General features: G+C 60.9%; 28 protein-coding genes. 13 read left to right on the forward strand and 15 right to left on the reverse strand.

Going from position 1 to position 26,448, the window contains the following annotated elements:
* Positions 1-6: 6 nt before the first annotated feature.
* From JMY24_RS22135 to JMY24_RS22155, 5 genes are all read right to left on the reverse strand, one after another.
* Positions 7-516: a periplasmic heavy metal sensor gene (locus tag JMY24_RS22135; protein WP_201702909.1), complete on the reverse strand. Its 510-nt coding sequence runs from the start codon at positions 514-516 to the stop codon at positions 7-9.
* Positions 513-935 carry a hypothetical protein gene (locus JMY24_RS22140; protein WP_201702910.1) on the reverse strand — a complete coding sequence of 141 codons (423 nt, stop codon included), beginning with the start codon at positions 933-935 and terminating at the stop codon, positions 513-515. Before JMY24_RS22140 ends, JMY24_RS22135 begins: the two co-directional genes overlap by 4 nt.
* On the reverse strand, positions 932-1,492 hold the full coding sequence (locus JMY24_RS22145) for an RNA polymerase sigma factor (RefSeq protein WP_201702911.1): 561 nt from the start codon (positions 1,490-1,492) through the stop codon (positions 932-934). The genes JMY24_RS22140 and JMY24_RS22145 overlap by 4 nt, the downstream gene beginning before the upstream one ends.
* 261 nt (positions 1,493-1,753) lie before the next feature.
* On the reverse strand, positions 1,754-2,074 hold the full coding sequence (locus tag JMY24_RS22150) for a YXWGXW repeat-containing protein (protein WP_128597279.1): 321 nt from the start codon (positions 2,072-2,074) through the stop codon (positions 1,754-1,756).
* Positions 2,075-2,222: 148 nt separating this feature from the next.
* A complete protein-coding gene (locus JMY24_RS22155; RefSeq protein WP_128597278.1) occupies positions 2,223-3,185 on the reverse strand; it encodes a cupin domain-containing protein in 963 nt (320 codons plus the stop codon).
* A 111-nt stretch (positions 3,186-3,296) separates the two neighbouring features.
* On the opposite strand from JMY24_RS22155, the gene JMY24_RS22160 reads away from it, so the two are divergent.
* On the forward strand, positions 3,297-3,836 hold the full coding sequence (locus tag JMY24_RS22160; RefSeq protein ID WP_201702912.1) for a carboxymuconolactone decarboxylase family protein: 540 nt from the start codon (positions 3,297-3,299) through the stop codon (positions 3,834-3,836).
* 126 nt (positions 3,837-3,962) lie between these two features.
* The gene (locus JMY24_RS22165) at positions 3,963-5,363 is read left to right on the forward strand and encodes an FAD-dependent oxidoreductase (RefSeq protein ID WP_128597277.1); all 1,401 of its coding nucleotides are present in this window, start codon (positions 3,963-3,965) and stop codon (positions 5,361-5,363) included.
* Positions 5,364-5,527: 164 nt separating this feature from the next.
* Here the strand turns inward: JMY24_RS22165 and JMY24_RS22170 are convergent, their stop codons facing one another.
* Positions 5,528-6,328: a substrate-binding domain-containing protein gene (locus tag JMY24_RS22170; protein WP_236597475.1), complete on the reverse strand. Its 801-nt coding sequence runs from the start codon at positions 6,326-6,328 to the stop codon at positions 5,528-5,530.
* Between the two features lie 111 nt (positions 6,329-6,439).
* Here JMY24_RS22170 and JMY24_RS22175 point away from each other — a divergent pair, with 111 nt between their 5' ends.
* Positions 6,440-7,231 carry an IclR family transcriptional regulator gene (locus JMY24_RS22175; RefSeq protein ID WP_128597276.1) on the forward strand — a complete coding sequence of 264 codons (792 nt, stop codon included), beginning with the start codon at positions 6,440-6,442 and terminating at the stop codon, positions 7,229-7,231.
* Positions 7,232-7,248: 17 nt separating this feature from the next.
* On the opposite strand, the gene JMY24_RS22180 is transcribed toward JMY24_RS22175, so the two are convergent.
* A complete protein-coding gene (locus JMY24_RS22180; RefSeq protein WP_413231261.1) occupies positions 7,249-8,586 on the reverse strand; it encodes an MFS transporter in 1,338 nt (445 codons plus the stop codon).
* 242 nt (positions 8,587-8,828) lie between these two features.
* Between JMY24_RS22180 and JMY24_RS22185 the strand changes: the two genes are divergently transcribed.
* On the forward strand, positions 8,829-9,611 hold the full coding sequence (locus JMY24_RS22185; RefSeq protein ID WP_128587867.1) for an enoyl-CoA hydratase/isomerase family protein: 783 nt from the start codon (positions 8,829-8,831) through the stop codon (positions 9,609-9,611).
* Positions 9,612-9,628: 17 nt separating this feature from the next.
* Positions 9,629-11,740 carry an acetate--CoA ligase family protein gene (locus JMY24_RS22190; RefSeq protein WP_128597275.1) on the forward strand — a complete coding sequence of 704 codons (2,112 nt, stop codon included), beginning with the start codon at positions 9,629-9,631 and terminating at the stop codon, positions 11,738-11,740.
* A gap of 3 nt (positions 11,741-11,743) precedes the next feature.
* Here the strand turns inward: JMY24_RS22190 and JMY24_RS22195 are convergent, their stop codons facing one another.
* Positions 11,744-12,052 (reverse strand): DUF4148 domain-containing protein, encoded by a 309-nt coding sequence (locus JMY24_RS22195; protein WP_128587862.1) that lies wholly within the window; start codon positions 12,050-12,052, stop codon positions 11,744-11,746.
* Positions 12,053-12,582: 530 nt separating this feature from the next.
* Here JMY24_RS22195 and JMY24_RS22200 point away from each other — a divergent pair.
* Positions 12,583-12,720 carry a DUF3563 family protein gene (locus JMY24_RS22200; protein WP_128587860.1) on the forward strand — a complete coding sequence of 46 codons (138 nt, stop codon included), beginning with the start codon at positions 12,583-12,585 and terminating at the stop codon, positions 12,718-12,720.
* Positions 12,721-12,874: 154 nt separating this feature from the next.
* Positions 12,875-13,687, forward strand: coding sequence for an alpha/beta fold hydrolase (locus JMY24_RS22205; RefSeq protein ID WP_201702913.1), 813 nt, complete (start codon positions 12,875-12,877; stop codon positions 13,685-13,687).
* Between the two features lie 48 nt (positions 13,688-13,735).
* On the opposite strand, the gene JMY24_RS22210 is transcribed toward JMY24_RS22205, so the two are convergent.
* Positions 13,736-14,383 (reverse strand): cysteine hydrolase family protein, encoded by a 648-nt coding sequence (locus tag JMY24_RS22210; RefSeq protein WP_128595129.1) that lies wholly within the window; start codon positions 14,381-14,383, stop codon positions 13,736-13,738.
* Positions 14,384-15,110: 727 nt separating this feature from the next.
* Between JMY24_RS22210 and JMY24_RS22215 the strand changes: the two genes are divergently transcribed.
* The 4 genes from JMY24_RS22215 (at position 15,111) to JMY24_RS22230 (ending at position 18,869) form a co-directional block, all read left to right on the forward strand.
* Positions 15,111-15,800: a phosphatase PAP2 family protein gene (locus JMY24_RS22215; RefSeq protein WP_128595128.1), complete on the forward strand. Its 690-nt coding sequence runs from the start codon at positions 15,111-15,113 to the stop codon at positions 15,798-15,800.
* 575 nt (positions 15,801-16,375) lie between these two features.
* On the forward strand, positions 16,376-17,182 hold the full coding sequence (locus tag JMY24_RS22220) for a DUF4118 domain-containing protein (RefSeq protein WP_128586440.1): 807 nt from the start codon (positions 16,376-16,378) through the stop codon (positions 17,180-17,182).
* Entirely contained in the window at positions 17,179-18,066 is an 888-nt protein-coding gene (locus JMY24_RS22225; RefSeq protein WP_128595127.1) for an alpha/beta hydrolase, read from the forward strand. Before JMY24_RS22220 ends, JMY24_RS22225 begins: the two co-directional genes overlap by 4 nt.
* Positions 18,063-18,869 carry a MipA/OmpV family protein gene (locus JMY24_RS22230; RefSeq protein WP_128595126.1) on the forward strand — a complete coding sequence of 269 codons (807 nt, stop codon included), beginning with the start codon at positions 18,063-18,065 and terminating at the stop codon, positions 18,867-18,869. Before JMY24_RS22225 ends, JMY24_RS22230 begins: the two co-directional genes overlap by 4 nt.
* A 349-nt stretch (positions 18,870-19,218) precedes the next feature.
* On the opposite strand, the gene JMY24_RS22235 is transcribed toward JMY24_RS22230, so the two are convergent.
* From JMY24_RS22235 to JMY24_RS22255, 5 genes are all read right to left on the reverse strand, one after another.
* Entirely contained in the window at positions 19,219-19,614 is a 396-nt protein-coding gene (locus tag JMY24_RS22235) for a cupin domain-containing protein (RefSeq protein ID WP_128595125.1), read from the reverse strand.
* A 44-nt stretch (positions 19,615-19,658) separates the two neighbouring features.
* Positions 19,659-20,138 (reverse strand): carboxymuconolactone decarboxylase family protein, encoded by a 480-nt coding sequence (locus JMY24_RS22240; protein WP_128586444.1) that lies wholly within the window; start codon positions 20,136-20,138, stop codon positions 19,659-19,661.
* Between the two features lie 143 nt (positions 20,139-20,281).
* Entirely contained in the window at positions 20,282-21,280 is a 999-nt protein-coding gene (locus JMY24_RS22245) for a bestrophin family protein (RefSeq protein WP_201702915.1), read from the reverse strand.
* Positions 21,281-21,442: 162 nt separating this feature from the next.
* On the reverse strand, positions 21,443-22,015 hold the full coding sequence (locus JMY24_RS22250; RefSeq protein ID WP_128595123.1) for a YbhB/YbcL family Raf kinase inhibitor-like protein: 573 nt from the start codon (positions 22,013-22,015) through the stop codon (positions 21,443-21,445).
* Positions 22,016-22,067: 52 nt separating this feature from the next.
* A complete protein-coding gene (locus tag JMY24_RS22255) occupies positions 22,068-22,235 on the reverse strand; it encodes a hypothetical protein (protein ID WP_201702917.1) in 168 nt (55 codons plus the stop codon).
* Positions 22,236-23,103: 868 nt separating this feature from the next.
* Between JMY24_RS22255 and JMY24_RS22260 the strand changes: the two genes are divergently transcribed.
* A complete protein-coding gene (locus JMY24_RS22260) occupies positions 23,104-23,982 on the forward strand; it encodes an ATP-grasp fold amidoligase family protein (protein WP_128595122.1) in 879 nt (292 codons plus the stop codon).
* A 54-nt stretch (positions 23,983-24,036) separates the two neighbouring features.
* Here the strand turns inward: JMY24_RS22260 and JMY24_RS22265 are convergent, their stop codons facing one another.
* The gene (locus JMY24_RS22265) at positions 24,037-24,846 is read right to left on the reverse strand and encodes a hypothetical protein (protein ID WP_236597476.1); all 810 of its coding nucleotides are present in this window, start codon (positions 24,844-24,846) and stop codon (positions 24,037-24,039) included.
* A 497-nt stretch (positions 24,847-25,343) separates the two neighbouring features.
* On the opposite strand from JMY24_RS22265, the gene JMY24_RS22270 reads away from it, so the two are divergent.
* Positions 25,344-26,345, forward strand: a complete 1,002-nt coding sequence (locus JMY24_RS22270; protein ID WP_128595120.1) for a sulfonate ABC transporter substrate-binding protein — start codon at positions 25,344-25,346, stop codon at positions 26,343-26,345.
* Positions 26,346-26,448 lie beyond the last annotated feature (103 nt).

Here is a 26,448-nt window from a genome sequence, read left to right on the forward strand (position 1 = left end):
TGATTTTTAATCACCCGCAGATGCCGGACTCGCCGGCCTGGCGACATTGGCGCCGGACAGCGGCTCGCGCCACTGTCCGCGCAAGCGCAGGCTGTCGGCGAACTTGACCCGCTCTTCGGGCGACAGCCCCGCCGCGAAATCCGCCACACTGCTTTCCACTTGCGCGCGCAGATTGCTGTCGGCCGCGCGCGTGCGAGCGAGGGCGGCGTCGAGCGCCGGGCGATCGAGCTGCGGAGCGGCCAGCAGACGCAACACCTCGCGCCGCCCTTCGCGTGCTTCGCGCGCGAACTGCCGTGCCTCGCGGCGCCCGTTCTTCAGAGTGTCGGCAAACTCTTTCTGCCGCTCGGGTGTAAGCGTCTGCGCGGCAAAGCGCAGCGCGCGCTGTTGCACGGCGAGCGGTGTCGTCGCGCCGCGCGCCGCAAACCATTGATAGGCACCACCGGCAATCGCGCCCAGCAGGAACACATTGAGCACCAGCGAGGCCACGAGCACGATTTTCCATGAGCGGCTGTTCATTCGCCGCTCCAGTCGGCGGATGAACCACCGAAACTCGACGTCAGATAAGAGGACTCGTGCACGGGCGGCACCGTTTCGGTCAAGACGAAAAATGACACGGCCAAAGCGCCGGCTGCGCCGCCGAGCAAGCCGACGCCCGCGACCGCCGCGCCTGACCACCACCATGCGCGCCGCTGCAAAGCGGGCTTCCGCGGCAGCGGCGCGCCGCCGATGATGCCCTGCTGCAACGCCGCGTCCGGCGGCGCAACATGGTCGGCGGCGAGCCACGTGTCGAGCTCGGCCGCTTCAGCGAGGTACGCATCCGCTTGCGCGCGATGCGCGTCCGCCCACGCCTGCCCCGCTGCTCGCTCCTGTTGCGGCCAGCGGCGCGGATCGGCGCCATAGGCTTCGACGATCTGATGAAATCTTTCTGGCGTCATGACTTGTCCTTGCTAAGGCCGCTGCCGGCCAGTTGAGCGCGCAGATTGCGGCGCGCGCGGGCCAGCAGACTTTCCAGCGCATCGACGGTAACGCCCATTAGTGCAGCGGCGTCGGTGTTCGACATCTCCTGGTAATAGCTGAGCACCAGTGCCTCGCGTTGTCGCGCGGGCAAGGCGGCGAGTGCTTCGCGAACGCGCTCGTCGCGGGCGCGCGCTTCGAGCCGTGCATCCGGCGGCGCGGCGGGATCGACCTCGTCGGGCATGTCGTCGCGAGGATCTTCGCGTCGGCCGCGCAGGCGGTCATAGCAGAGATTGAGCGCGACGCGATGAATCCACGTGTCGAATTTCGCCTCGCCTTCGCGCCAGCGCGTGGCCTGTTTCCAGATTCGCACGAACACTTCCTGCGCGACGTCTTCCGCTTCCATGCGATCGCCCAGCATGCGCGTGGCTAACGCGAGCAGACGCGGCAGCTTGCGCGCAACCAGTGTGCGCACGGCGGCCGGATCGTGCCGGCCGACCTGCTCCAACAGTTCCGCGTCGGGATCGCGTTCGCTCAAGAGGCCGCGCCCTGCCACACACATGCGATGCCCTTCACGTCGGTTTTATCCTCGTAGGTTCGTTGCGCTTGCATTATTCGATCGCGGGTGCTCACGTGGGTGTTCACGCGCTTGTTCATGCGATTGCTCAATATACGACGACTGCCGGGCGATAGTAGACCGACCGCGCCGGGTAGACCACACAACCGCCGAGCGACGTCACGAGCAGCAATAAGAGCAGCGTTTTCATGGCAGCTTGCCTCCTTGAGTCACGCGAGACCTTCACGCCCAATGACCTTCGACCCAGCGCCAGTTCGGACCGCGCTGCACCCAATGTCCTGGCACCCAGTGATAACCGACGCGAACCGGCTGCCAATGGCCCGGCGCCCACTCGTAACGACCGTGGTGCCAACGCCAGCGGCCTTGGTCCCAGACATAGCCCGTGCGGGGCGCGGGCATGACTTCGACACGGGGCGGCGGTGGCGCGACAGGCGCGAGGATCACTGTCTGGGCGATGGCGGGTGCCGCCGTCAGCGCGGCAGCGCAGGTCGCCGCGACGGCGAGCATATAGCGTCCGAAGCGAAACGGCTTTTTCGATGTCATGTCGGTTTCTCCCATTCACTCAGTATCAAAGCGCGGCACGGCTTCGTTTCTTCTTAAACGCCGCAGCGGGGAAAATCCGTCGAACGCTTTGAATACTCATAAATCTCGCAGCGACAATCGCCGCTGCGACGAGCCGAAACCGTGCAACTCAGGACCGTCCGTGCTGCTCTTGCTCCGAGCGACGCCAGCCGGCGGGCGTCATGCCCAGATGTTGGGTGAAGGCGCGCCGGAACGCCGCCACGGATTGATACCCGACGTTCTCGGCTACGAGTTCCGTGGAAACGCCTGGTTTTTTCAACTCGTTGGCGGCCAATGCCATCCGGACATCTGTCAGGAGTTCATTGGGCGAGCGTCCCACCTTGTCCTGAAAGTGGCGAAGCAACGTCGCGCGCGACATGCTGCAAAGTGCGGACAGTTCAGACAGGGTCCACGGATAGGCCGGCTCGTTGAATATGGCCGCAAGCGCCGGAGCGAGGCGTGGATGTCCAGCGAGAGCCAGCAACCCTGTCGGCGCTTCGTCAGACTCGCCGGACATACGCAGCGCGAGCGCGAACAGCGCCGTCGACAGCGCGTTCAGCATTGCATAGCCTCCCAGCCTGTCCGCATTCGATTCCGCATGCATTAGCGCCATCAGACCTTTCAGTTGCGCAAGCGTCTCACCGTTGGACGAAGCCCCTGCGGGCGATGTCCGGACGACGAGCCGGGGAGGAAGGTATGCCCGGATCAAGCGGTCATGCGGCGGCGCCAGCATGATTCGACCGCAAAGCATTTCAAGGCGCTGACCGGTGCCTTTATTTTCGCTAATGGTCAGGTTCAACGCCTGGCGCTCGCGCGCAGGCTTCGGCCGCGCACCGCTGCCGTCGTGAAGAATATGGGCGGAGCCGTGCGTCAACATCACGATGTCGCCGGCGCCCAGGTCTTGCGGTTTGCCCTCGCCCGGCGTCTCCAGAATGGCCGATCCGCCGAGCACGATGTGATATGGCATTTCCCCGGCAGCCGAATCGTCGTAGATGACCTGCCAGGGGGCGCCGTACGAACATCGGAGTTCGAGCTGGCCGCGCACCGTCATCATGCCGAGCAGACGGCTCAGCCAATCAAGCGTGAGTGACATACCTACCTCGTTTGATACTTTCGAGCATGATATTGGCAATTCAGAGGCTCAACAAGATCATCGAGCGACCCTAAAGTGGAGGCTCCTAACCACCACTGCATGAGGTCAATCATGAGTCGCATCGCAATCCCCGCAGTCACGAACGCCACGGGCGCCACCGCCGAAGTCTATGCACGGGTGCGAAAAATCGCTGGCGGCAGCGTGCCGAACCTGTTCGCGGCGCTCGGTCACCTTGCCCCCGCGACATTGAATGCCGTGCTGGACGCCGAAGGCGCGCTAGCGTCCGGCAGTCTCAGCAAACAGGATCTGGAAACCATCAAGCTGCTCGTCAGCGAGCAGACGGGTTGTGACTACTGCGTGGCCGCGCACACGATGCTGGGAAAGATGACGGGCCTCTCGCCCGAGGCGCTCCGTCAGATTCGCGCGGGCAAGGCGACGAGCGATGCGAAGCGCGACGCGCTCATCCACTTCGTGCTGACCCTGCAGAGCACGCGCGGCACGATTGATGAAAGCGAGTTGACAGCCATTCGCGCTGCCGGCTACAGCGACACGCAACTGGCTGAGATTTCGCTGGCGATCGCCATGACTATCTTCACCAATACATTCAATCGCATTAACGACACGGACGTCGATTTCCCGCCGGTCAAGTGACACGTGCGTAGCCGGGCGGACTCGTCACGCGGTGACGTGCCGCTCGCCGCATCCGTTGTGCCCGGGCAGAAAGCTGGATCGCTGCCGCACCGGCCACACTAACTCGCAGGTGTATTGGAGGATTTCATGTCTCACGTTGAACATTTCGATACGTTGATTCTCGGCAGCGGCCAGGGCGGCAAGCTCTTGGCGTGGCATCTCGGGCGATTGGGACGACGGGTCGGCGTAGTCGAACGACAGTGGGTGGGCGGCTCATGCCCCGCCGTGGCTTGCCTGCCGAGCAAAAATGAAATATGGAGCGCGCGCGTCGCGCATCTGGCGCGGCATGCCGGCGACTTCGGCACGACCACTGGTCCAGTCGCCGTCGACATGCTGAAGGTTCGCGAGCGCAAGCGCGGAATGATCGAGAGAGAGGCGGCGTTTCATGTGCAGGCGTATGCGTCGAGCGGCGCCGAGTTGATCATGGGCTCCGGCCGCTTTATCGGACCGAAGACGATCGAGGTGCAGCTGAACGACGGCGGCACGCGCACGCTCGTTGGCGACCAGGTGGTGGTCAATGTCGGCACGCACGCTGCGATTCCCGATGTGCCCGGATTGCTAGCCGCCGATCCGCTGACCCATATCGGCGCGCTAGATCTTGACTACGCGCCGGCGCATCTGGTCGTGCTCGGCGGAGGTTATATCGGCATCGAGATGGCACAGGCTTATCGCCGCTTCGGCAGCCGCGTGACTATCGTCGAGCGCGGCGCCCGGCTGATGGCTCGCGAAGACGTGGACATCAGCGAAGAGATGCTTGGGATTCTGCGCAACGAAGGAATCGATGTCGTGACGAGTGCTGAAACGCTCCGCGTCGAAGGCCGCTCCGGCACACAGGTTCGCATCGTACTGCGCACCGCTTCAGGGGAACGGGTGATCGACGCCAGTGACATCCTCGTTGCGGCAGGACGGGTTCCGAACACCGCCGGGATCGGCCTGGAACTGGCAGGCATCGAACTCGACGAGCGCGGATACATTCGCGTCAATGACAGGTTGCAGGCATCGGCGCCGGGCGTGTGGGCGATCGGCGAAGTCGCGGGCAGTCCGCAGTTCACGCATGTTTCGGTAGACGACTTCAGGATAGTGCGCGACAACCTCGCGGGCGGACATCGAACGACAACCGACCGGCTGGTTCCGTACACGCTATTCACCGATCCGCCGCTCGCGCGCGTGGGCTTGAACGAAAGTGATGCGCTTCGTGACGGTATTGCGGTTCGCGTCGCAACACTCCCAATGAGCAATGTGCTGCGAACAGAAGCGACCGACGAAACTCAGGGATTCATGAAGGTACTCGTCGGCGCCGACGACGACCGTATCCTGGGATTCACGATGATCGGACCGGAAGCGGGAGAGGTAATGGCTTCGGTGCAGACGGCGATGATCGCCGAGCTTCCGTACCAGAAGCTACGCGATGCTGTCATCTCGCATCTGACGTTCGCCGAAGGTTTGGGGCCGCTTCTGTCGAAGGTACCCGCAAGGCTGGCTCCATAGCTGATCGGAGCCCGGGGCTGACCGAGCGAGCCCGTCGAATTTGACGCGCTCGCTCGTTACTTGCGTAGCCAGCCCGCCCGCGCCCGGACACGGTGAACGATCAGAGAAACGGGCGTCGCGACGGCCTGTCTTTCGGGTGTAGCACGACTTCAAACCAGTGCGATTTATTTCCCTGGTTCAATTGGATCGAGACCGGTCTTTTCGAACACTGCCGACGCTGCCGGCGTTTTCAGATAAGAAATGAGCGCCGCAGCCCCTTCCCGCTCCTGTGCGGTTGTCGACACCGCGGCAGACACGACGCTCGCCTTCTGCACTTCTTCCGGAAGCGGCCCGACGTACTGAATCCCCTGAATGGCGCGAAGCTCGCTGATCTGTTGCAATCCGAGTTCGGCGTATCCCCGCTCAATGGCCGTTCCGACCAGTTCCTTCCCTTTGATCTGAACACTCGTGGCTTTCATTTGGTACGCGATACCGAGCTTGGGGAACAACGTCCCAGTGATATAGGTGCCGCTAGCTCCCTCCGAGAAAGCAACTGACTTTGCTGTGAGCAGTGCACTACGCAGTTTTTCCACGGTACTCACATCCGGCTTCGGCATGCCGGCCTGCACCGCGACGCCGATTCGTGAAGCAACGAGGTCTGTGCGAGTGTCCGGGAAAAACCTTCCCTGCCTGATCTGTTCGTCTAGCGCAGGGCGGATCATCAAGCAGACGTCCATTGCTTCGCCATTGCTGATGCGCATGGGCAACGCGTCAGCGGACGTCCCGTATGAAGGTCCCCACGATATGATGAGGTGATTGCCCGTCTGCCGTTCATAGCCCGGTCCGAGTTCTTTGAACGCTGCTGATAGCGCTCCCGTTGCAAGGACATGAACTCCAGCGGCATGAACTGCAGTCGACATTAGTGACCCGCCGAAAAATGCCGCAGACAGTGCCGCACATCGGAGGTTTGCATTGTTGATGATCATCGGATTACCCTATTTTAGTAAATCTCGCGGCCGCTACGATGTGCTTTGATGCACTCGGATGCGGCGTCGATATTCGGCCTTTTCACATTCAGCACGGCAAACCCCCTGTCTATGGCGAGCAACAAGAATCACCAACCGGAACAGAGCGCTTCCCCATCGAATCGATCGCTCGAACGTGGGCTCGAGTTGCTGCGCGCCTTCGGCCCCGGCGCGACGCTTCTGGGCAACGGCGATCTGGCGGAACGCACGGGCCTGCCGAAGGCGACAGTGAGCCGCCTCACGCGAACGCTCGTGGAAGCCGGTTATCTCGAACACGACTCTGCGCGCAGGGCATATAGACTGGGGCTGCCGGTGCTCAGTCTTGCGCAGGCGCTGCGCAGCGGATCCACCGTACTCAATGCCGCTGGACCGCTAATCCGCGACACTGCCCAGACCAGGCACATCAATGTCGGAATCGCGGGCGCCGACCGTGAAGAGATGGTCTACCTCGAGTCCATTCGTTATAACCAGCGAGCCTCATTACGCACCATCGTCTCGGGACAACGCGTGCCGATGGAACTGACGTCGCTCGGCCGGGCCTATCTCGCGATGCAGCCGCAGGCCGAATTCGCCCGTCTGATGGATGCATTCAAGCGACGCGGACGGAGCGGCTGGGAGCGTCTGGCAAAAGAAATCGCACAGGCCGTGGACGACGTTCACAGAAACGGCTGTTGCGTCGCAAGCTGGCAGCCAGAAGTGATTGCGCTCGCAACGCCGCTCGCCATTCCCGGACACCGGTTGCTGGTCCTCAACTTCAGCGTCCGCACCGCCGCGCCGAAAGACAGCGTTGTGAGCGAACTAGCGGCGCCGCTGCTGCGTCTGCGCGATGAGATAACAGCCGCATGCGCGCGCCTCGAAGGTTGAGACTGCAAGCATGAATTTCATTCGCGGCGTTCACTGATTGCGCGCGCTGGAATACCCAGCACCACTGCAAGACCGCCGAGAATCGAGACGACCGCAACCGCATAGAGGCCCACAGTATTGCTGCCGAAGTGCGTCGATGCATAGCCGATCACCGAGGGCGCCGAAATCCCGCCGAACTGGCCGAGGCTGCTGATGAGTCCGATACCGCTCGCGGCGGCGGTGCTCGACAGGTACGCGGGCGGGATGGTCCAGAAGAGCGAGAGCATGCCCAGATAACCCGCCGTCGCGACGCAAAGCAGTGCCACCAGAATGCCTGCGTGATTCGCCGCCGCCGGCAAGAGCGCGACGCCCAGAGCGGCCATCAATGCACTTGCCATGAAATGCCAGCGCCTCTCCAGCATACGATCCGAGTTCCGGCCGAGCAGATACATCGCGATTGCGCCGACCACATACGGAATCGCGGATAGAAGCCCAATGTGCCAGTAGTTCGATACGCCGCTTTTCTGGATCACGCTCGGTGCCCAGATGTGCACGACGATGCTCGCCCACGGCACGCTGAAATAGGCAAACGTCAAGAAATAGAACTTTGGCTCCTTCAGCGCAACCCAGATCGAACCATGAGCGCGTGCGGCCTTCGTTTGCGCGTCGCGGCTGAGTTCCGCCAGCAGGAGAGCCTTTTCGTCGTCGGAGAGCCAGGTCGCCTGCTCGGGGCGGTCCGTCAGATAGACATACGCAAAGACACCGGCGATCACGGACGGAAAGCCTTCGAGAAGGAACAGCCATTGCCAGCCGTTGTAGCCGAGTAAGCCCGACATGCTATTGAGAATCCATCCCGACACGGGCCCGCTGACAATGCCCGATACGCAAATCGCCGTCATGAAGATCGACGTGACGCGCGCGCGGCGCGCGGCCGGAAACCAGTAGGTGAAGTACAGAATGACGCCTGGAAAGAACCCTGCTTCGGCTGCGCCCAGCAACACGCGCGCGATGTAAAACTGCGTGGGCGTCTGTACGAACGCTGTGCCAGCCGAGACGATGCCCCACAGCGCCATGATCCGCATGAGCGTTTTTCTCACGCCGACTCGTGCGAGCCACAGGTTACTCGGCACCTCGAAGAGCATGTAACCCACGTAGAAGAGTCCAACGCCCAGACCGAATGCCGCGTCGGAAAGACCGATGTCGCGCGAGAACTGTAGATGCGCAAAGCCGATGTTGGCGCGATCCAGATACGCAAAGACATAACAAACGAAGAGGAACGGCAGCAGCCGTGAGGTGACCTTCCGGTAGACAGCCTCTGTCTGCGGCGGGGCGACGGCGCTTACGTCGATTGGATTGGAACGGGCTGCGTGCATCATGTCTCCGGGCTTGTATGGGCCGCAGGATCGTCATGGCAAGTGTCCTGCGCTGGATTTCATTATCGACGCCGAACGCTCGATGACAATCCGCCAATTCCATGCAGTGGAATTGGCGGATGCAGCGCTAAAAATCTTCCGTTCCACAGAGTGGAATTGATGGGGTGTCGCAGGCGGCCGGTGAGGCTAAGCTGCATTGGCGACTGACCTGATCGGTCGACTCCAATTCAACCATCGAGACACGCATGAGCACATCCAGTATTCAAGTCACTATCGAGTCGCAGGTCGCTACGATCGCGCTCAATCGTCCGGAAAAGCGTAACGCCATCACCAACGAAATGCGTGCCGAACTGATTGCGGCGCTGGAGTCCGTGTCGCGCGACCGTGACGTGCGCGCCGTGGTGTTGACCGGCAACGGCAAGGGATTCTGCGCGGGCGGCGACGTCAGCGGCATGGCGCAACGCATGGAAGCACCCGCCGGCGAGGTTGCGTTCAACGGCTGGTCGCGTCAGCAAGTCGTTCATCACACGGTCAATCTGCTTTATTCGATGCCCAAACCGACCATTGCAGCAGTCAACGGCGCAGCGGCGGGTCTGGGCGCCGATATGGCGCTCTCGTGCGACTTTATCGTCGCGTCGCAGGAAGCGAGCTTCACGTGGAGCTATATCAAGCGAGGGCTGATTCCCGACGGCGGCGGCATGTACTTCTTGCCGCGACGGGTCGGTCTCGCGCGGGCAAAGGAACTGATTTTCAGCGGGCGCAAAGTAGACGCAAAGGAAGCGCTGGAAATCGGCATCGCGGATCGCCTGAGCGAGCCGGACTCGCTGATCGCCGACGCTCATGCCTGGGCCGTCGAATTGAGCCATGGTTCGGCCACAGCGCTCGCGCTCGGCAAGACCATCCTCAACCAGAGCTACGAACTGTCCGCGCACCAGGTGTTTGCACAAGGCAGCCAGGCACAGGCGGTCTGCTACACGAGCAGTGAACATCGCGACTCGGTGCTCGCGTTCCTGAACAGAAACAAGTGAGCGCGAAGGAGATCGACATGAACCCAATTTCAAAATTGATGCGCCCGGCGAGCGTCGCCGTGATCGGCGCGTCGGCGGACGCAGCCAAGACCTCGGGCCGCCCGGTGGCTTACCTCCGGAAGCACGGCTTCGACGGCGACATTTACCCTGTCAATCCGCGTTATGAGTCGATCGACGGCCTGCCCTGCTATCCAGACGTAGCGTCGCTGCCGCAGGCGCCCGATGTCGGTATCGTGCTGCTCGGCGCCGAGCGCGCCCACCTCGCGGTGCGGGATCTGGCCAGCCGCGGGACGAGCGCTGCAATAGTGCTGGCAAGCGGCTATGCAGAAACTGGCGAGGAAGGCGCACAGCGTCAGACGCAATTGATCGAGGCAGCAGGGTCCATGCGCCTGCTCGGCCCGAACACGATCGGGCTCGTCAACCTCACCGATCGCATCACATTGTCAGCAAGCGGAGCGCTCGAGACCGACGCTTTCACCGTCGGCGGGATCGGCGTGGTGTCGCAAAGCGGAGGGATTCTCGGCTCGCTGCTGTCGCGAGCGGCGGCACGCGGTATTGGCTTGTCGAAGCTGGTGTCCACGAGCAATGAAGCAGATCTCGACATGGCGGACTTTGTCGATTATCTCGTTGACGATGATTCGACTTCCGTTATCGCGCTTTACATGGAAGGGCTTCGTCATCCGGACCGGTTCCGGCGCGCAGCGTTGCGGGCGGCGACAGCGGGCAAGCCGGTCGTGGTGTTCAAGATCGGGCGCTCCGAATCCGGCGCGCGGTCGGCGGTCTCGCATACGGGCGCGCTAGCCGGCTCGGACCGCATGTACGACGCGCTTTTCAGCCAGATCGGCGTCATTCGCGCCCAGACTTTTTCCGATCTGCTCGACATTCCTCATGCGCTCGCCACGCGTCGCAAGCTCTCCGGGCGAAGAATCGCGATTCTGACCTCGACCGGCGGTGCGGGCACGCTCGTCACCGATAGTCTTGGCATGGCCAACTTCGAGACCCCGCCTCCCGATGAAGCGACTGCTGCGAAGCTGCGCGCGCTGCAGACCGGCGATCATGCGGTGCTCGACCGCAATCCGATCGACGTGACGCTTGCGGGCCTGCAGCCGGCGCTGCTGCGCGGCGCGATCGGCACGTTGCTCGACAGTCCGACTTACGACGCGGTCGCGGTTATCGTTGGATCGTCAGGTCTCGCGATGCCTGACCTGATGGCCGGCGCGATCCGCGATTCGCTGCCCGGAAGCGACAAACCCGTTATGGCTTTCGTGAGCCCTCACGCGCCGGAAATCACACGGTTGCTCAACGAGCATGGAGTGCCGGCGTTCCCATCGCCCGAAAGCGTGACGAGCGCACTCGCTGCAATGTGGCAGCACGGCAAATTCAGGCAACCCGCGGTGACTACGGGCGAACAACACGCTGAAGCCGAAGTCGACGTAAGCGATCTTCCTTCTGGATCATTAAACGAAGCGCAGGCGAAAGAGCTTTTTGCCCGCTTCGGAGTGAACGTGGTACGCGAGCGTGTCGTCACAGACCCGAATGAAGCCGGGAGCGCCGCGCGCGAGCTGGGCGAGAAGGTCGTGCTCAAACTGCTGTCGAACACGATCACGCACAAGAGCGATGTGGGCGGCGTAGCGGTCGGGCTCACCGCTGACACCATCGGGGCGCGCCTGAACCGTATGCGCGACGATGTCGAAACCGCGACCGGTGTATGCGCAAACGCGTTTCTGGTCCAGGAAATGGTGAGCGGCGGAACGGAACTGATTCTCGGTCTTCATCGAGACCCGTTGGGTACAGCATTGCTGCTCGGCATGGGCGGGCTCACGGCGGAATTGTTCAAGGACACGACAATGCGGCTTCTCTCTGCCGACGCCCCGTTGTCGCGCGATGACGCAATGGAGATGATTCATGAATTGAAAACGTGGCCGCTGCTCAACGGCTATCGTGGACGGCCGCGCGCTGATGTCGATGCGCTCGTGAGCGCAATCGTCGCTTTTGCGCGAATGGCCGTGCGGCTTGGCGAGCGTATTGTCGAAGCAGAGATCAATCCGCTTTTCGTGCTGCCTGCGGGCCAGGGCGTACGAGCGGCTGACGGAGTTGCCGTGCTTGCATCGGACGCTGCTGTTGAATGACGATCAGCCCGACTGAGGCCGCTGGCACTCCGTCTGGAACCAGTAGTCGACCAGGCGCTGTGCCGCTTGCAGGTCGTCCGGATAGTACGGGTCATACCAGGGGGATGGGTCGTAGCCCGCTTTCCTCAGGGCACCGAGTTCGCTCTGGTGTTGCGCCATGGTCGGGGGCGCGTTCGTTCGCAGCGCTGCGAGGTCGCGGCACTCGGTGGGGGTAAGGTGCGGCCCGGTGTATGGCATGACGGGAACCGCGCAACCGGCGACCAGAATCGACACAGCGAAAAGCGTCGACCAGTTTGTCAGCAGTCTGCTCATGGTACGTGTCCTTCGGTGCAATCGCGCCAGAGGCGACGCCATGCCGCTGCGGCTGGCGTGTCTCCTCGGGTTGTTTCGTGTTTCGGGTAATGACTCCGTTATTCTGCCGGAGGATGAAGTTTCAACAGTTTCGCCGGCTATGTTGCTCTGCCATAACGCCTCCTGATTGGAGCGACAGAAGCGACGAGCAATCGGCACGCCTGGATGTCGTCAAGCTGCGCTCACATTTCCCGCAGCCCGCGACGAGCGCGAACGAGCGCCACGAGCGCCACGCGCAGCGAACGAGTGTTCGTGTCATGCCGACTTTTGCATGAATTCCGTGTTGGCGACGCTACGACAGTTTCTCGCATTCGTCGCACCCAGCATTGTTCGAATCGCCGCTATACAAGGCTTGCAGCGATATGGCATGGACTCTGCAATACACAGCGTCCAGCCGTAGCGCGAGCCACCGTCCATCGAACCGGATGCCGTTGCATTCCGCCCCGTTCGCGCTGGTATTTGATCGACCAGGTCGCCGACCGGAGGGCATCATGTTCATCTATCTTTTTCTCCTGCTTCAAGAGTTGCTGGACCGCGCTGAACACAGCCGTCGAGATGCGTACCTCGCATCTGCCGTCGACATGTGCGAGCTCGAACGTCGCATGCAGTCGATCGACATCGACGGCTGACTCCGACAAACGTACGCACTGTCCGCCTATCAGTTCGGATGACGGAGCAAATTTTCCGGCGTTTCGAACATAGCCAGCCGGCGGCTTCGCGCCGATAGTAGAGACTCCCCGGCACGGCATCCGTGCTCTCAACTCTTCGAGTTCCAGGAACGACATGAATAGCGCCATCGCATCGCGAGTCTACTCATCCCCAACGACCGTAATCGCACTGCATTGCTCCGGCTCCGGAGCGACGCAATGGCGCAAGCTCGGCGAGGCGCTCGGCTCGCACCATGCATTCGTCGCGCCCGAGCACTACGGCTGCGACAGCACTGGCCCGTGGAGCGGCGAGCGCGCGTTCACGCTTGCCGACGAGGCGGCGAGGACCATCGGCATCATCGACGCCGCCTGTGGCAAGGTGCATCTCGTCGGCCACTCGTATGGCGGTGGCGTGGCGTTGCGCGCGGCCGTCGAGCGGCCCGAGCGCATTGCGAGTCTGACGCTCTATGAACCGTCGGCATTCCACCTGCTGAAGGCGATGGGCACCTACGGAGTCGAAGCGCTGTCGGAAATCGTCGCGATCTCCAAGCGCACCGCCGACGGCGTGAACTGCGGCGACTATCGCGGTGCGGCGGCTTCGTTCGTCGACTACTGGAGTGGACGGGGCGCATGGGAAGCGCTGCGGCCGTCGGTGCAGGCGGCGCTCACGCGCTGGGCGCCGAAGGCGCCGCTCGACTTCCGCGCGCTCCTCGATGAACGCACGCCCGCCAGCGCGTACACGAGCCTGCGTGTGCCCGCGCTGATCATGCGCGGCGAGCATGCGCCCATCCCGACGCGGGCCATTGCAGAGCGGCTGCCCATGCTGCTGCCCGCCGCACGCCTTGCAATCGTCGAGGGCGCGGGACACATGGGGCCGCTCACGCACGCAGACAAAGTCAATGCGACGATCGCGCGGCACATCGCCGAATCAGAAGCGGCGCATTGCTGAGGGAGTAAGCGACGGGGAGTCCGTGCGGGAGTTGCTGGTTCCCGTGCGTTATTCCATTGAAGCGACAACCTCGTCGGTAGTCACCACGCCGTGCGCGAGAAATGCGTAGTTGACCATTGCCGCTTTATATCCATCGCCCCAAACGGGGTGACGTGGTCCTGCAGTCGCATCGCTCACGACATGGACCTCGAATCCCTGTTCGAGCAGATCACGCAGATGCGATTCCACGCACATATTGGCAAGCATGCCTCCCAGGACCACCCTTCTCACTCCACGCTTGCGCAGTTGAAGGACGAGATCGTTGGTTTGCGGTCCGAAGACCTTATGCGGGCTCACAACAACGGTCTCGCCGTCGTTGATGTAAGGCTTGAATTCGGCCAGCCAGTCTGCGCCTGATCCCTCGAAACCTTCGAGACTCAACTGACCACTACGCGCAAACGTGCCGGTGGCGAATTCGTCGGACTCCAATGGCCCATTGAATTTCCATAAGCGATCGGTCGGAAAAAAGTAATGTGGCGATATGAAGACGGGAAACCTCGCGGTCTTTGCCGCCTTGAAGATTCGCAGCATGTTTTCGACCGTCCTGTTCTCTGTCACGCTTGCTCCCACCGCGCCCCAATTCTTGCCCGACTTGCTCAGGACATCGACTTGCGGGTCGATGAACACCACGGCTGTCTCCGTACGATCAAAGGACACTTCGGACCTCCAGGAAAACGCGTGACGGCTCACCGACCTTCTCCGACCGGAGCCTCCCGACCAGATTAGGAAACGAAGGGCTGGAAAGCAACGACGCTTTGATGCCGCATCCCGGTTTTGCACGCGAGCGCCGAGTGACGGGGCGCTCGATGCGTTCGCAGGTTGACCGCGCGTGAGTGCTTTTAACAAGGCGATGATTAAGACTCAAACGCGGTCATTGGGATCTGGCATGCAGATACAGTTTCCGCGACCGTTCGGCGCGTCTGTTCGAACGTGTGCGGGTTGTTGAGGGCTGCTGCTGGCGGTCGACGCCCGAGGCGAGCCTGGCCGCGCTGGCTTCCCAGTCCATCAATTCCGATCCTGAACGGTGATCAGTGATCGACACATACCGGTCCGCAGACAGCCGAATGCGGTATTAACCGCAGTGCATATTGTGGATGACATGCATGTGAAGATGCATTGGCAAATTCACAACCAAGTTTGGGAAATACGCCGTCAACATTAGGCATCCGCGACGTAAAGCGCCCCACCCACGCCTAATACAATCGTGCCTCGCCGGGTCAAGGTCGGAAAGGTAGGTGGTTCTTCCCACATACCGGATTGAAAACAAGGCATATAAATCGTGCACGTCACTGCGGGGGCTATGTCGCCTCTTGAACAATGACGACATGGCCACCGGCTGACAAAGAACTTTGGTTACAACAAAAACGGGGTAAGAGGGTTGCCGATGAATGTCTTCGATACCGCAATCCAGACCTTCCTGACCGGCATTGCTGCAGATCTGCCCTTACTGAACCACCCGATCCGAGTCGTTGCGGCTCTATACACATTCAAAGGTTTAGCGCTCGTAGCAGTGCTATGGTGGATCTGGTTCAAGCCCGGTCAGCGGGGTGAATGGGAACGTGAAATGGTCGTTGCGACGATCGCGAGCGCCCTGCTTGCGCTCGCAACGTTCAGACTCGTTGCCCATTTCCTACCGTTCCGGATACGTCCGGTCTATAACCCGGAGTTGCACCTGCATTTTCCATCGGATGATCTGGGTGCTGCCGTTTTGCCGACCTGGAGCTCGTTTCCGAGTGACCACGCCATGTTGTGGATGTCGGTCGCCACCGGCATCTTTCTCGTCTGGCGTGGCGTCGGCGTGCTTGCGCTACTGCACGCGGCGATCTTCATATGCCTGCCGCGCGTCTATCTCGGCTGGCACTATCCAACCGACATACTGGCGGGAGCGGCGTTCGGAGCGGCCACCACGTGGACCATGACTCGAGACGCAGTCAGGACCCGTTTTGCAGTTCCGATCCTGCGATGGCTGCAAAAATCTCCGGGGCCAGCTTATGCATTGCTATTTGCTTTATGTTTTGAGCTGGTAACTCAATTCGAAGAATTACTGATTCTCGGGCGGTTGCTTTTGAAGTAGCTCGAACAAAAGCCAGGTTGCCAATATCGTCGCCTGGGTAAACCGTCTCAATAGCGAGGGCGAGCATCTGAGCAAACATAAACGGTGGATGAATCCGAAAAAGCGCTCAGCTTCGCGCACACCGGCCCAATGCGCGTTACATCCGAAAGACGCGCGATTATGACCGCCGGCGCCGGGGAACACGGTCCGTGCGGTCGTCGGGGCATTGTCCACGGCTCAACTTTTTGCATCCGAAGCCGTAAACCCACTAGGGTGCCGCAATAGACGCAGCGACTGGCGAGACACAGCACGTTTGCCCGAATTTCGGAACGTACATGAATAAGCGCACTAAAAAGCGCCAGTTTGGACGTGCCCCAGGGAAACAAACTCCATTTTCTGCATGACAAGCTTGATGCCGTTAGCAATTGCGCTCCAACGGATCTAAACCGGGAGCAGCGTCTGAGACATCTCGAATCAAACCACCAGGAAGCGCGAATCCCCTGCCCTGCAAATGGTGCAGGCTTTCGCGAGACACAGCCCCCTGAACAAAAACATCGTTATTTCAACAGCGCAGCCGACGCGGCCCGTAATTGCATATGAAAGTCCGTAACGCCCGTTGTTGGGCACCCCAAGGGAAGCGGCGGTGGCTCGCCGCTGCCGCGGCGCTGGCCATCGCAAGTGCAGTACGAATGCTGCTGCATCCGTTGCTCGGGCCCGTCATGCCTGGAACCGCGTTCTGCATTGCGGCGGTGCTCGTTCAGTACCACTTCGGCCTTGCTCCGGCGCTGACCGTGATGCTGGCAGGCCTGGGCCTCGCCGACTATCTGTTTGTCCCGCCCTACGTGACCATCGCAGTCTTCGACCGGTCAGACCTGATATTGCTCGTGTCGTATCCAGTCGTCACGCTCGTGGTGATCACGTTGCTCGAAAAACTGCGCCGCGTACAGTTTCGCGCCGAACTTATCGCTGCGGTTGCGCAGTCGCGCTACGAAATGCTGCTTCGCCATGACAACGAGCGCGCGATCGCACGCCGTGCCATCGACGAAACGCATCGGCTGCTAAGGCATCTATCGCACCATCACAAGACGTTCATTCTGATTCAGGCACTCGAACGTGAGCCGCTACGGCGCAACGGCGCCGGCACGACGTCCGCGCTGGCCGTCGCAGCGCACACGTTCGCCGGGTTGCCTGCGGATCTCGCGCCGGGGCCACGCCTCTCCGAGGTCGATCCTGACGATATCCGACGGCTCTCGAATGGGCTCTCGGCCGGTTCACATCGTGTGCGATTCGCCGCTGGGTCGAACCTTGCCGGAGGCGCTGCACGCGTTGTCGACTGCATCTGCGAACAATTTACGACTCACGCAGGCGATTTCCTCGTGCTGCGCGTGGCGACCGACACATGAAATCATTAACGCAGTCCATCTTCCTCGAAGGCGGCGGACACGCGGTGCTATTGCTGCACGGCCTGTCGAGCTCGCCGCTCGAAATGCGCTATCTCGGGCGGTTCCTGCACGACGAGGGCTTCACGGTGTGTGCCCCAGTGCTCAATGGATATAGCGCGGGCACGGGCGGCGAAACAATGGAACACTGGCTTGACGCCGCAACGAGTGAATTCGATGCGCTCGCCGCACGATTCGATCGGGTGTCCATCTGTGGATTGTCGATCGGCGCGGCTCTCGCGCTCGCACTCGCTCATCGACGCCCGCAGGCACAGGCGGTAGTGCTGCTGTCGCTCACGCTCGCCTATAACGGCTGGGCCATCCCTTGGTACCGCTTTCTCCTTGGCTGGGCTTACTACACGCCCTTACGCTCGCGCTGGCACTATCGCGAGTCGGAACCCTACGGCCTGCGCAACGAAGCGCTGCGTGCAAAAATCGCGCGCTCAATGCAGCGCTCGAATTTCAGCGAAGTCGGTCCTTCGACGATTGCATTGCCCGCGTTGCACGAGGCGAGCCGCCTCGCATCGCTCGTCCGCTCGCAGATTCGTGGTATCCGCAACGATTGCCTCGTCATACACGCGATCGACGACGAAACGTCGAGCCCGCGTACCGCCCAATCCGCTGCATTGGCGCTTGGATCGAGCTTTCTGCGCACCATCTATCTCGACGATTCGTACCACATGATCACATCAGACAACGAACGCGAGATCGTTGCGCGCGAAACGGCATCCTTTCTACGCGAGAGCGAAGCCGCTTCGGGATCTGGAGAACTGCGCAGCCCCGTTGTATCGAAAGCGCTCGCGCGCCGCTTGCGGCAGCTTGCTGCCATCGGCAAGGACGACGCATGAAAGCGCGGACGTTCACGCACCGAACCGCGGGCGCCGCAGCGCTCGCGATATCGTTGGCGGGCTTCCTGCCCGCTTCGACCGCGCACGCAGCCGACGCAACAGCTGCCGCCGGTGACGGCAAATGGAAAGTGGCGCTCGGGCCGGGCGTCGTCGTGACGCCGGAGTCGCCCGGCTCGCGGCATACGAGGGTGTTCCCATTCCCTTCGCTCGATATCTCCTACGATGACCGGGTCTTCTCGCAGGGGCCTGACGTGCTTGGCGTCAATGCGCTGCGCGGTACGAACTATCACGTCGGCGCGGCGCTGAGTTTCGATTTCCAGTCACGCAACGAGAACGACGATCCGCATCTGCACGGTCTGGGCAACGTGCATGGCGGCCCGAAACTCAAACTGTTCGCCGACTATACGGTATGGATGTTCACGGGCTCGGTCGCCCTGTATCAGGACATTGCAGCGCACGGCCAAGGCAAAACGGTTCCGGTGGACCTGCTAGCGTCGGTGCCTGTTGGAAGCTGCCTTTTCTCTATTGGCCCGGGCTTAACGTGGGCCGATGCGCTATACACGCGGACGTTCTTCGGCGTGTCGAGCCAGCAAAGCGCGGCATCCGGACTGCCGGTCTACAGAACCGGTTCCGGCATTCGGGATGTTCATCTGAACGGCTACGTCAGCTACGACTTCTCAAAGCACTGGGTAGGCTCAGTCGCAGTCACTGTCGGGCGGCTGCAGCACTATGCGGCGGCGAGCCCGATCACTGAGCGCCGCAGCGAACTCAATACTCTGGCGTCGGTCAACTACCGCTTCTAGGTTGTGCGGGAGTCGAAAAACAATGTGCGTGCCGCAAAGCTCATTTTGATCCGAGGCCGGCCTCAGAACGAAGCACACCGTCGCCCGACCATAGGGCGCTGCTTCACCAGTAGATACGCAATGATTCGAGTTGATGCGAGCTGAACTGCCGGGCCATCTGCATTGCAGCCGCATCGTATTCGGATGAGGGCGCGAACGTCGTGCGACGATCGGCGCACGACGTTCTCCTCAAGGATGCGCTTCAGTTCTTGCAGAACAGTCCCGATGTACACACAAAGGACCGCGCATCGCCTTATGAAGCCGTCCGCGGCGGCTCGTTGCTGAGCACGCCGCGAGTACTACGTATGCGTTACTTCACCGGCACGAGAACAGGCGCGTTCTGCTCCTTCAACAGCAGAACGAGAAACTTCGCTGGTTGCGTCGCGCTGGCGTTGCGGCCGACCGTATGCACGTCGTTCGGGCCTTCATAGAAGGTCTGTCCGGGTGTGAGCGTGACTTCCTTGCCGCCCTTCACAGCCATCACGATCGTGCCTTCCAGCACGTAGATGAAGCCGTGCGCGCGATGCACGTGCACCGGATCGGCGGCGCCCGGCGGATAGACGACCGTGAGCATCAGCGCTTCCTTGCCTGGATAGTCCGCTAGCGGCTTCTCCATCAAGGGCGTGACAACAGCGTCGGGCGCGGCGTGAGCCGCTTGCGCGAGACACGCCGCCGCGATGATCGCAAGCTTTCTGAATTCAGGCATGATGTGCTCCGTGTTGCTGCAGATGGGCGGCTACGATTCGTCGCTCAGGCCAGATTGGCCTTTCCGAGTCCGAATGCCGCGTCCGACGATCCCGGCACAGTCCTGAACGCCACATTAACGCGGTTCCAGCCGTTGATCGCCATCACTTGAAACGTCAGGTTCGACAGTTCCTGGTCCGTGAACTGCGTGCGCACGCGTTCGAAAATATCATCGGGCACGCCGTCTTCCGGCAACTTCGTCAAAATCTCCGTCCATGCGAGCGCTGCGCGTTCACGCGGAGAAAACAGCGTCGACTCGCGCCAGATCGCCACATGATGCAGGCGCAATTCGCGCTCGCCGTGAATCTTCGCCTCCTTCACGTGCATGTCGACGCAAAAGCCGCAGCCGTTCATTTGCGATGCGCGCAGCGACACCAGTTCGCAGATCGACGTTTCGATGCCGGTCTCTTTCACCGCGAGGCCGAACGCGACGAACTTCTTGAACAGTTCGGGCGATTGCTGCATATAGTTGATGCGTTGAGTCATGGTTGCTCCAGCGAGGATGAAACCAGTGCGCACGAGCCGCGCACCGGGGCCGGCGATATGCCGTACGCAACCATCGTAGTCTTCGCGGCAGGCAACCGGAAGCCATGCTGCGCGCCTCACTCTGTTGTCCGTAAGACACCAATCTAAAGCGCGATGACCTGGGGCGCCGCATGCTCGACAGGCTCTCCGAGCATCCAGCGCAGATCGCGCTCCATCGCGGCGCACAGCGTGGAAATGGGGACGTCGTTCGCACTTCCTTCGAAGGGATTTTCCGTGCTTTCGCCCACCTGCGCGAGCGACGTGTACATCCACGAAACCATTACGCTGCAAGGCACAACGAGCCAGATCATGTTGCCGTGCATGGGTCCGCTTGCGCCGCTGTTGAGCTTGTCGAATTCCTGAAGCAAGCCGAACGGAAAGAGAAAGCAGAAGAACCGCACGAACAACGCGCTGATCGTCGCGTATTGGCGAGGGTAAGGGAAATTTTTTAAACGCTCCGCTTTCGCCTGAAGCGCGATGAAATCGCCAGTTGCCCGCTGAAGTTCGAGATAGAACGACAGGTTCAGATGCCCATCGTGATGCAGTGCCTTAAGGCAATCGCTTTGCATGCTCAATATGGCTGTCGTCGCCGAGGGCGATGCCAGCGCGCGCGCACTTTCCGCGCTGGAAAGATAGTTCGTCAGAACGTCTTCGATCGCTGTTTCCCATTCGGGGACATGATAGTGACGCCGGTACTCGAGATTGAAGCGCCGGGCCATGCTTTCCCAGATACGAGGGCTACGCAATTCGTATCGCAATGCGGTGAGCCACGCGAGATGCCGGCAGATCAGTTCGCGGCTGATGTTTCGTTCAGAGGGAAACGCGCACGCCAGTTGCCCCCACTTGCGGCTCGCGCCGACAATCTCGGTCCAGACGTCCTGTGCCTCCATTGCACGGTTATACGTCTGCACGTTCTTGAAGCCCACGATGAACGACGTCGCCGTGCCCAGCAGTACGACGATAGTGAACGGCACCGAAAGCCACGTCATCGACGCGTACTTGTAGAGAATCACAGGCACCGAGCCGCAAATGACGAGTGCGTAGATCTGCCTTCGCGTCCAGATGAGGAACTCGGTCAGCCGATACGATTTACCAAGGTGCATGTCGTGTGTGAGACGTTCGATTAAATAAGGTCTGGTCGAATGACCGCACTCTCACAAGACGTTTGATCCTGCGTCGTGTGACATTGACACAAGAATTTTTCGTTCGATTACCAAAGGCGCATGGCGGAAGACCGCATGACAATCTCCCGCCGAAGTCTACGGTTACTCCACCGAACGGTGATACCGCGCGACAAAGCGCGCCTGCCCAATGACCTTTCCATGCATCTGGTATGCGACGAGCGCCGGACTCGACGCCGCTTTCACATCGATGGCCGGCACAGTCAGCGCCGAAACCGTGACGACATATCGATGCGACTCGCCTTGTGGCGGGCACGGTCCACCGTATTTCGAGTCGCCGAAGTCGGTCAGGGTTTCGACAGCACCCGCCGGCAGCAGGCTTGCATTACCGGACGCGCCCTTTTCGATCGACGTCTGCGACGGCGCAATGTTGGCCACTTCCCAATGCGTCCAGCCGAGGCCGCCCGTGGGCGCATCGGGGTCGTGGATCGTGACGACGATGCTTTTCGTCCCCGCCGGAACATGCGACCACGAGATGTGTGGAGAGACGTTCTCACCGTGGCAGCCGAATCCGCCGTACACCTGTTCGTTTGCGAATTGCCCGCGATTCAGGCCATCGATTTTCACGGAAAACGGTTCGGCAAACGCGGCGGCCGGCACGATCGCCAGCAAGCTTGCGCAACAGGCAGTCGTTCGCAAAGCGGCACGCAATTTCATGATCAACTCCGTTGTAAAGAAGACTAGTGAACGTTTGGTCGGCGGGTTTCGATCAGCCGAAGGTTGCGAGCGGATCGCCCACTTCAAGTGCATCCGCGATTGGGCGTGGAGGGTAAATTCGTTGCGTATTGATCATCTGCTTGCAGGCCGTACCCTTGGCTTGGGTCAGTTCGGTCTCCCCTTCCCGGCCTGACGATGCGGGATTCGACGAAACTCTCATGCATGCTTGTTAGACACTGCTTCTTCGATTAAAAACGACTGACCGAATGCCGGGCATATCCAACTGGACTGCTAACGAATCCAAAGTGAGCGCGTAGAGATGGCCCGTCGTTATGGAAGCATGCATATCGGGCTGCTCGGTCCAACGTCGGCTTTACTGCACGCAGCGCCTTCGTCGAGACGAATTGTAGGATCGGGCTCTGATTGCCAGTAGAGGGCTCGCGGCGATCACCATGTTGTCCGCAGGACAACAATGATCAGGCTATTGAAATGTCTACTGACTCGTCGTGCTTAGCGGCGAACTCCGGGCCGCGCGGCGGACATATTGAGCACGGCCCGCCTGCCGTGGCGGCTGGCGACTGAAGCGCAGTATCGGCGAACGGATATGGCAGATTTTTGACGAAGGCGACACCACGAAATCTGCGATATGCTGAATTCGCGCCCCTGGAAGCTCGGATTTGGGAACCACAGAAGCCGGACCACCCGCGCTGCCGAGCGCAACCCGACGGAAATGCTTGTGGATCATTGATTGGACGCCGACCGCATTGTGCGAACCACACAACCAAATTAGCCGATATCTCGACAATTTGCGCCACTAGCTTTCGAGCGGCCTTCTCCGGGCTATGCTGAACCACCTCGCCGCTTTCGCTATTTCACAAAGTGGGCGGGCGTCTGAGTATGACAATTGGATGCCAGGACACCTAATCCATTGCTAACCGGCCCAGTCGCAAGCCTGGCGGCGCAATGGACTTATCGTGCGCGGCCTGCCCGACTGAAAACAGGCAGGTTCGCGCATGCGACCGGTTGCGGCCACTGACCGACCTATCGCGTTGGCTCATAACTGTGTGCCCTATATTCGGAGAGAGACCATGTGGCAGCCGTCCAGTGCGATTCTTCAGTTGATGAAGGACAACGCAAAACAATTGCTTCCCGATGCGCTTTTCCTGAGCTTGCTGCATCGGAAGCACATCGGGCGCTTTCCGAAACTGTTCCGTCCCACGACATTCAACGAGAAAATCCTGCAGCGCAGCTTGCGGCCAGACCCGCGATATGCCGCGCTGACCGATAAATTGGCCGTCAGAGACTATGTGAAGGCGAAAGTCGGCGAAAGGCATCTGGTCCCACTGATCTCGTCGCCCGACGTTTTCACGCGGGCGGTGTTCGATACGCTCCCGGACTCATTTGTCATGAAGGCCAATCATGGCAGCAGTTTTGTTGAGATCGTGCAGGACAAGTCGAAAGTCAGTTTCGAGGAACTGCAGACCTTGGCAAATCGCTGGATGGCTACCGACTTCTACCGGATTGCAAGAGAACGTCATTACCGGCAAATTCGGCCACGTATTTTCTTCGAAGCACTTCTTCTTGACGAGCATCGCCAGGTGCCAGCTGACTACAAGGTTCACTGCTTCGGCGGAAAGTCCGGACGACCGATGATGTATATCGTCGTCATCTCGGATCGGTTCGGCACTAACACGCGTGGCGACGTATTCGATGTTCATTGGAATCATCTTGACGTGGGCATCGGCCCGTATGCCCGCAGCGCGACGCCGCCGCCGCCTCCGGACAATCTGGATTCCATACTGGACATGGCCGCCGTACTGGCCGAAGACTTCAACTATGTTCGCGTCGATCTGTATGCACCGGGCAATGCGGTGTACTTTGGCGAACTCACTTTCACGCCGGGAGCTGGGGTGGTCCCTATGAGGCCCGATCGGGTCGATTTCGAGTGGGGCCGGCTTCTAACGTAACGCTTCCTTAGCCGATAAAACCACTCGCACGATCGATTCGGAATTCAATTTCACCTATTCGGGAGTTTGATCGTCGAAGGCGCTCCGAGCCTGGGTTACTGGAAGCCTGGCACGCTCGGACGGCGCGGAATTCCTGTGATGGGCCCACTCGCGCAGTCTGTCCAGTGCGCCGCCCGAATGCGGGTTGGCAAAATGAAACAGGACGGTCGATCTCACGCTGTGCGGCAGGCACGCCTGGTTCGCGTGGAGCGATCGCATTCCCCAGAAAAAATACATATTGCCTGGCTCCAGCGGCAAGACGCGTGCGCCGAGCGCACGCTGCACCGTCTCGCGCGCGAGTACCGAGCGCGTCAGTGAGTTCTGCACTAATGCTTTTTCGGCCAGATTGATCACCGATGAAGACCGGACCCTGCGCAGGTTCGGATACATCACGAGGTCGCCACGCGGTTCGTTCGGGCCGTTTGGAATGACCAGCGGCAACAGCGCGGTGACGACATAGGTGTCGTAGTGAAACAGGTTCGATGCCTTCAGTCCTAAATCACCCGACAGCACGCGAAGCGCGGCGACGATGTCGATGTCCGGTGCGGCTTTCCCGGTGCCGCGCCGGTACAGCCCGGCGAGTATGCGCCGCAGGTGCGGAGATTGCCCGAACGTCGCGAGCGGTGAGGCGTCGAGCCAAGGGCGTCCGGCGTAAATGAAATGCTGGCGCTGATGCTTGTCCAGTTCACGCTGCACATAGTCGCCCGCGATTGCAATTTCGGCTGGCGAGAGGACATCGTGAAGTGCGCTGATACCGACGGCATTCATCTCCCGGCTCAATGCGTCGAGCCTTTCGTCGGTCACCTGCTTCAATCTGGAGTCCAAAGCTTGATTCGGGGCACTTTCCATAGCTCCTCATGCGGTGTTGTCGCAGAATTGATGGTGGTTTCGTCCTGGGAATCGCCGGCTACTGCCTTACAGTTTGTCATGGGCCGATTACGTCGTTATGTGCGGTGGACCATATGCGGTTGCATAACCGTCCGGATTCACCGCAACCTGTCCGCCTTATCGACAGCGCACTCCTGCCGCAAATACTCGATGAAGCCAGACTGCATTGCCGTCCCGAGCCAATCGGCGCGCGACGTGTAACCCACCGCACGGCCGGCCTCTGGCGCCTCAGTTCCAGTGCGACCATTTCGCTGCCGAGATAAGCCTCGGGAATTTGCGAACGAGACAACAGCGTCGCGACCCCACGCCGTGCAATTCGAAGCTCGCGTCTATTCCACCTCACGTCATTTGCTTACGGCGAAAGATCGGTTCGTCAACTTCGCACCCGCAGGTAGGATGGCTCGCCAGATGCATCCCTAACCTTCCAGACTGCCATGTCCACGATAACGACACGACCCAATCGCCGCGCATTTCTCAAACTTTCCGCAGGCGCTGCCGCGGCTGCGGCAGCCGCCGTGGCCGCGCCGCTCTCTCTTGCACAAGCACCGGCTCCGGGCGCACAAGCGGGCGCGCCGCGCGCTTTGCGGATCGGCAACCAGAAGGGTTATCTGAATTTGCTGAAGGGGCGCGGCACCCTCGAAAAACGGCTGGCGCCGCTAAACGTATCGGTGAGCTGGACTGAATTCGCCGCGGGCCCTGTGCAACTGGAAGCGCTAAACGTAGGTTCGATCGACTTCGGCGATGTTGGCGAAGCGCCGCCGATCTTCGCGCAGGCGGCCGGCGCGCCGCTCGCTTATGTGGCAGCGACGGTTCCGCGACCGCAATCCGAAGCCGTGCTGGTACCGCCGGGTTCACAAATCCGTTCAGTAGCGGATCTGAAGGGCAAAAAGATCGCGCTTAACCGCGGCAGCAATGTCCACTACTTTCTCGTCAAGCTGCTGCGTCAGCATGGCTTGCAGTACGCCGACGTGAACGTTGCCTTTCTCGCTCCCGCCGACGCACGCGCTGCGTTCGAGCGCGCGTCCATCGACGCATGGGTGATCTGGGACCCGTTCTTTGCCGCCGCGCAGAAGTCGCTCGGTGCGCGTGTGCTCGCGGATGCCAGCGGCGTCGTGGGCAATCGCGGTTATTACTTCTCGTCGCAGAGTTACGTAGCGAAGAATCCCGACGTGATACGGATCGTCATCGAGGAGATCGAAAAGGTCGATCAATGGGGCAGCCGGAACAAGGATCAACTGTCGAGCGAACTGGCACAGTTGTGGGGATTGCCGAAACCGGTCGTGGATGTCGTAGTGGCCCGTCAGAAATTCGGCACGGAGCGGATCACTCGCGCCATTCTCGGCGAGCAGCAGCAGATCGCGGATGCGTTTCTCGACCTGGGATTGATCCCCAAACACGTCGACGTGCTGAGGGCCGGCCCGCCGAACCTCGCGTAGAGAAGCCGGCGCGGACGTCCGATGTCCGCCGACGAAGCGCTTAAGGCGCTGCGACGCACAACGCTGGCGATGTCGGCGCCAGCAAGCTCCATGAAAGTTTCGG

Source organism: Paraburkholderia kirstenboschensis (assembly GCF_904848585.1).
GTDB lineage: Bacteria > Pseudomonadota > Gammaproteobacteria > Burkholderiales > Burkholderiaceae > Paraburkholderia > Paraburkholderia kirstenboschensis.

Coding starts and splice junctions, on each gene's coding strand:
- JMY24_RS22255 (WP_201702917.1), bottom strand. CDS start 22,235: ATGAGAGTTTCGTCGAATCCCGCATCGTCAGGCCGGGAAGGGGAGACC.
- JMY24_RS22200 (WP_128587860.1), top strand. CDS start 12,583: ATGTTCATCTATCTTTTTCTCCTGCTTCAAGAGTTGCTGGACCGCGCT.
- JMY24_RS22185 (WP_128587867.1), top strand. CDS start 8,829: ATGAGCACATCCAGTATTCAAGTCACTATCGAGTCGCAGGTCGCTACG.
- JMY24_RS22160 (WP_201702912.1), top strand. CDS start 3,297: ATGAGTCGCATCGCAATCCCCGCAGTCACGAACGCCACGGGCGCCACC.
- JMY24_RS22215 (WP_128595128.1), top strand. CDS start 15,111: ATGAATGTCTTCGATACCGCAATCCAGACCTTCCTGACCGGCATTGCT.
- JMY24_RS22165 (WP_128597277.1), top strand. CDS start 3,963: ATGTCTCACGTTGAACATTTCGATACGTTGATTCTCGGCAGCGGCCAG.
- JMY24_RS22225 (WP_128595127.1), top strand. CDS start 17,179: ATGAAATCATTAACGCAGTCCATCTTCCTCGAAGGCGGCGGACACGCG.
- JMY24_RS22270 (WP_128595120.1), top strand. CDS start 25,344: ATGTCCACGATAACGACACGACCCAATCGCCGCGCATTTCTCAAACTT.
- JMY24_RS22180 (WP_413231261.1), bottom strand. CDS start 8,586: ATGATGCACGCAGCCCGTTCCAATCCAATCGACGTAAGCGCCGTCGCC.
- JMY24_RS22205 (WP_201702913.1), top strand. CDS start 12,875: ATGAATAGCGCCATCGCATCGCGAGTCTACTCATCCCCAACGACCGTA.
- JMY24_RS22245 (WP_201702915.1), bottom strand. CDS start 21,280: ATGCACCTTGGTAAATCGTATCGGCTGACCGAGTTCCTCATCTGGACG.
- JMY24_RS22240 (WP_128586444.1), bottom strand. CDS start 20,138: ATGACTCAACGCATCAACTATATGCAGCAATCGCCCGAACTGTTCAAG.
- JMY24_RS22135 (WP_201702909.1), bottom strand. CDS start 516: ATGAACAGCCGCTCATGGAAAATCGTGCTCGTGGCCTCGCTGGTGCTC.
- JMY24_RS22235 (WP_128595125.1), bottom strand. CDS start 19,614: ATGCCTGAATTCAGAAAGCTTGCGATCATCGCGGCGGCGTGTCTCGCG.
- JMY24_RS22220 (WP_128586440.1), top strand. CDS start 16,376: ATGAAAGTCCGTAACGCCCGTTGTTGGGCACCCCAAGGGAAGCGGCGG.
- JMY24_RS22230 (WP_128595126.1), top strand. CDS start 18,063: ATGAAAGCGCGGACGTTCACGCACCGAACCGCGGGCGCCGCAGCGCTC.
- JMY24_RS22150 (WP_128597279.1), bottom strand. CDS start 2,074: ATGACATCGAAAAAGCCGTTTCGCTTCGGACGCTATATGCTCGCCGTC.
- JMY24_RS22140 (WP_201702910.1), bottom strand. CDS start 935: ATGACGCCAGAAAGATTTCATCAGATCGTCGAAGCCTATGGCGCCGAT.
- JMY24_RS22195 (WP_128587862.1), bottom strand. CDS start 12,052: ATGAGCAGACTGCTGACAAACTGGTCGACGCTTTTCGCTGTGTCGATT.
- JMY24_RS22175 (WP_128597276.1), top strand. CDS start 6,440: ATGGCGAGCAACAAGAATCACCAACCGGAACAGAGCGCTTCCCCATCG.
- JMY24_RS22250 (WP_128595123.1), bottom strand. CDS start 22,015: ATGAAATTGCGTGCCGCTTTGCGAACGACTGCCTGTTGCGCAAGCTTG.
- JMY24_RS22170 (WP_236597475.1), bottom strand. CDS start 6,328: ATGATCATCAACAATGCAAACCTCCGATGTGCGGCACTGTCTGCGGCA.
- JMY24_RS22155 (WP_128597278.1), bottom strand. CDS start 3,185: ATGTCACTCACGCTTGATTGGCTGAGCCGTCTGCTCGGCATGATGACG.
- JMY24_RS22260 (WP_128595122.1), top strand. CDS start 23,104: ATGTGGCAGCCGTCCAGTGCGATTCTTCAGTTGATGAAGGACAACGCA.
- JMY24_RS22190 (WP_128597275.1), top strand. CDS start 9,629: ATGAACCCAATTTCAAAATTGATGCGCCCGGCGAGCGTCGCCGTGATC.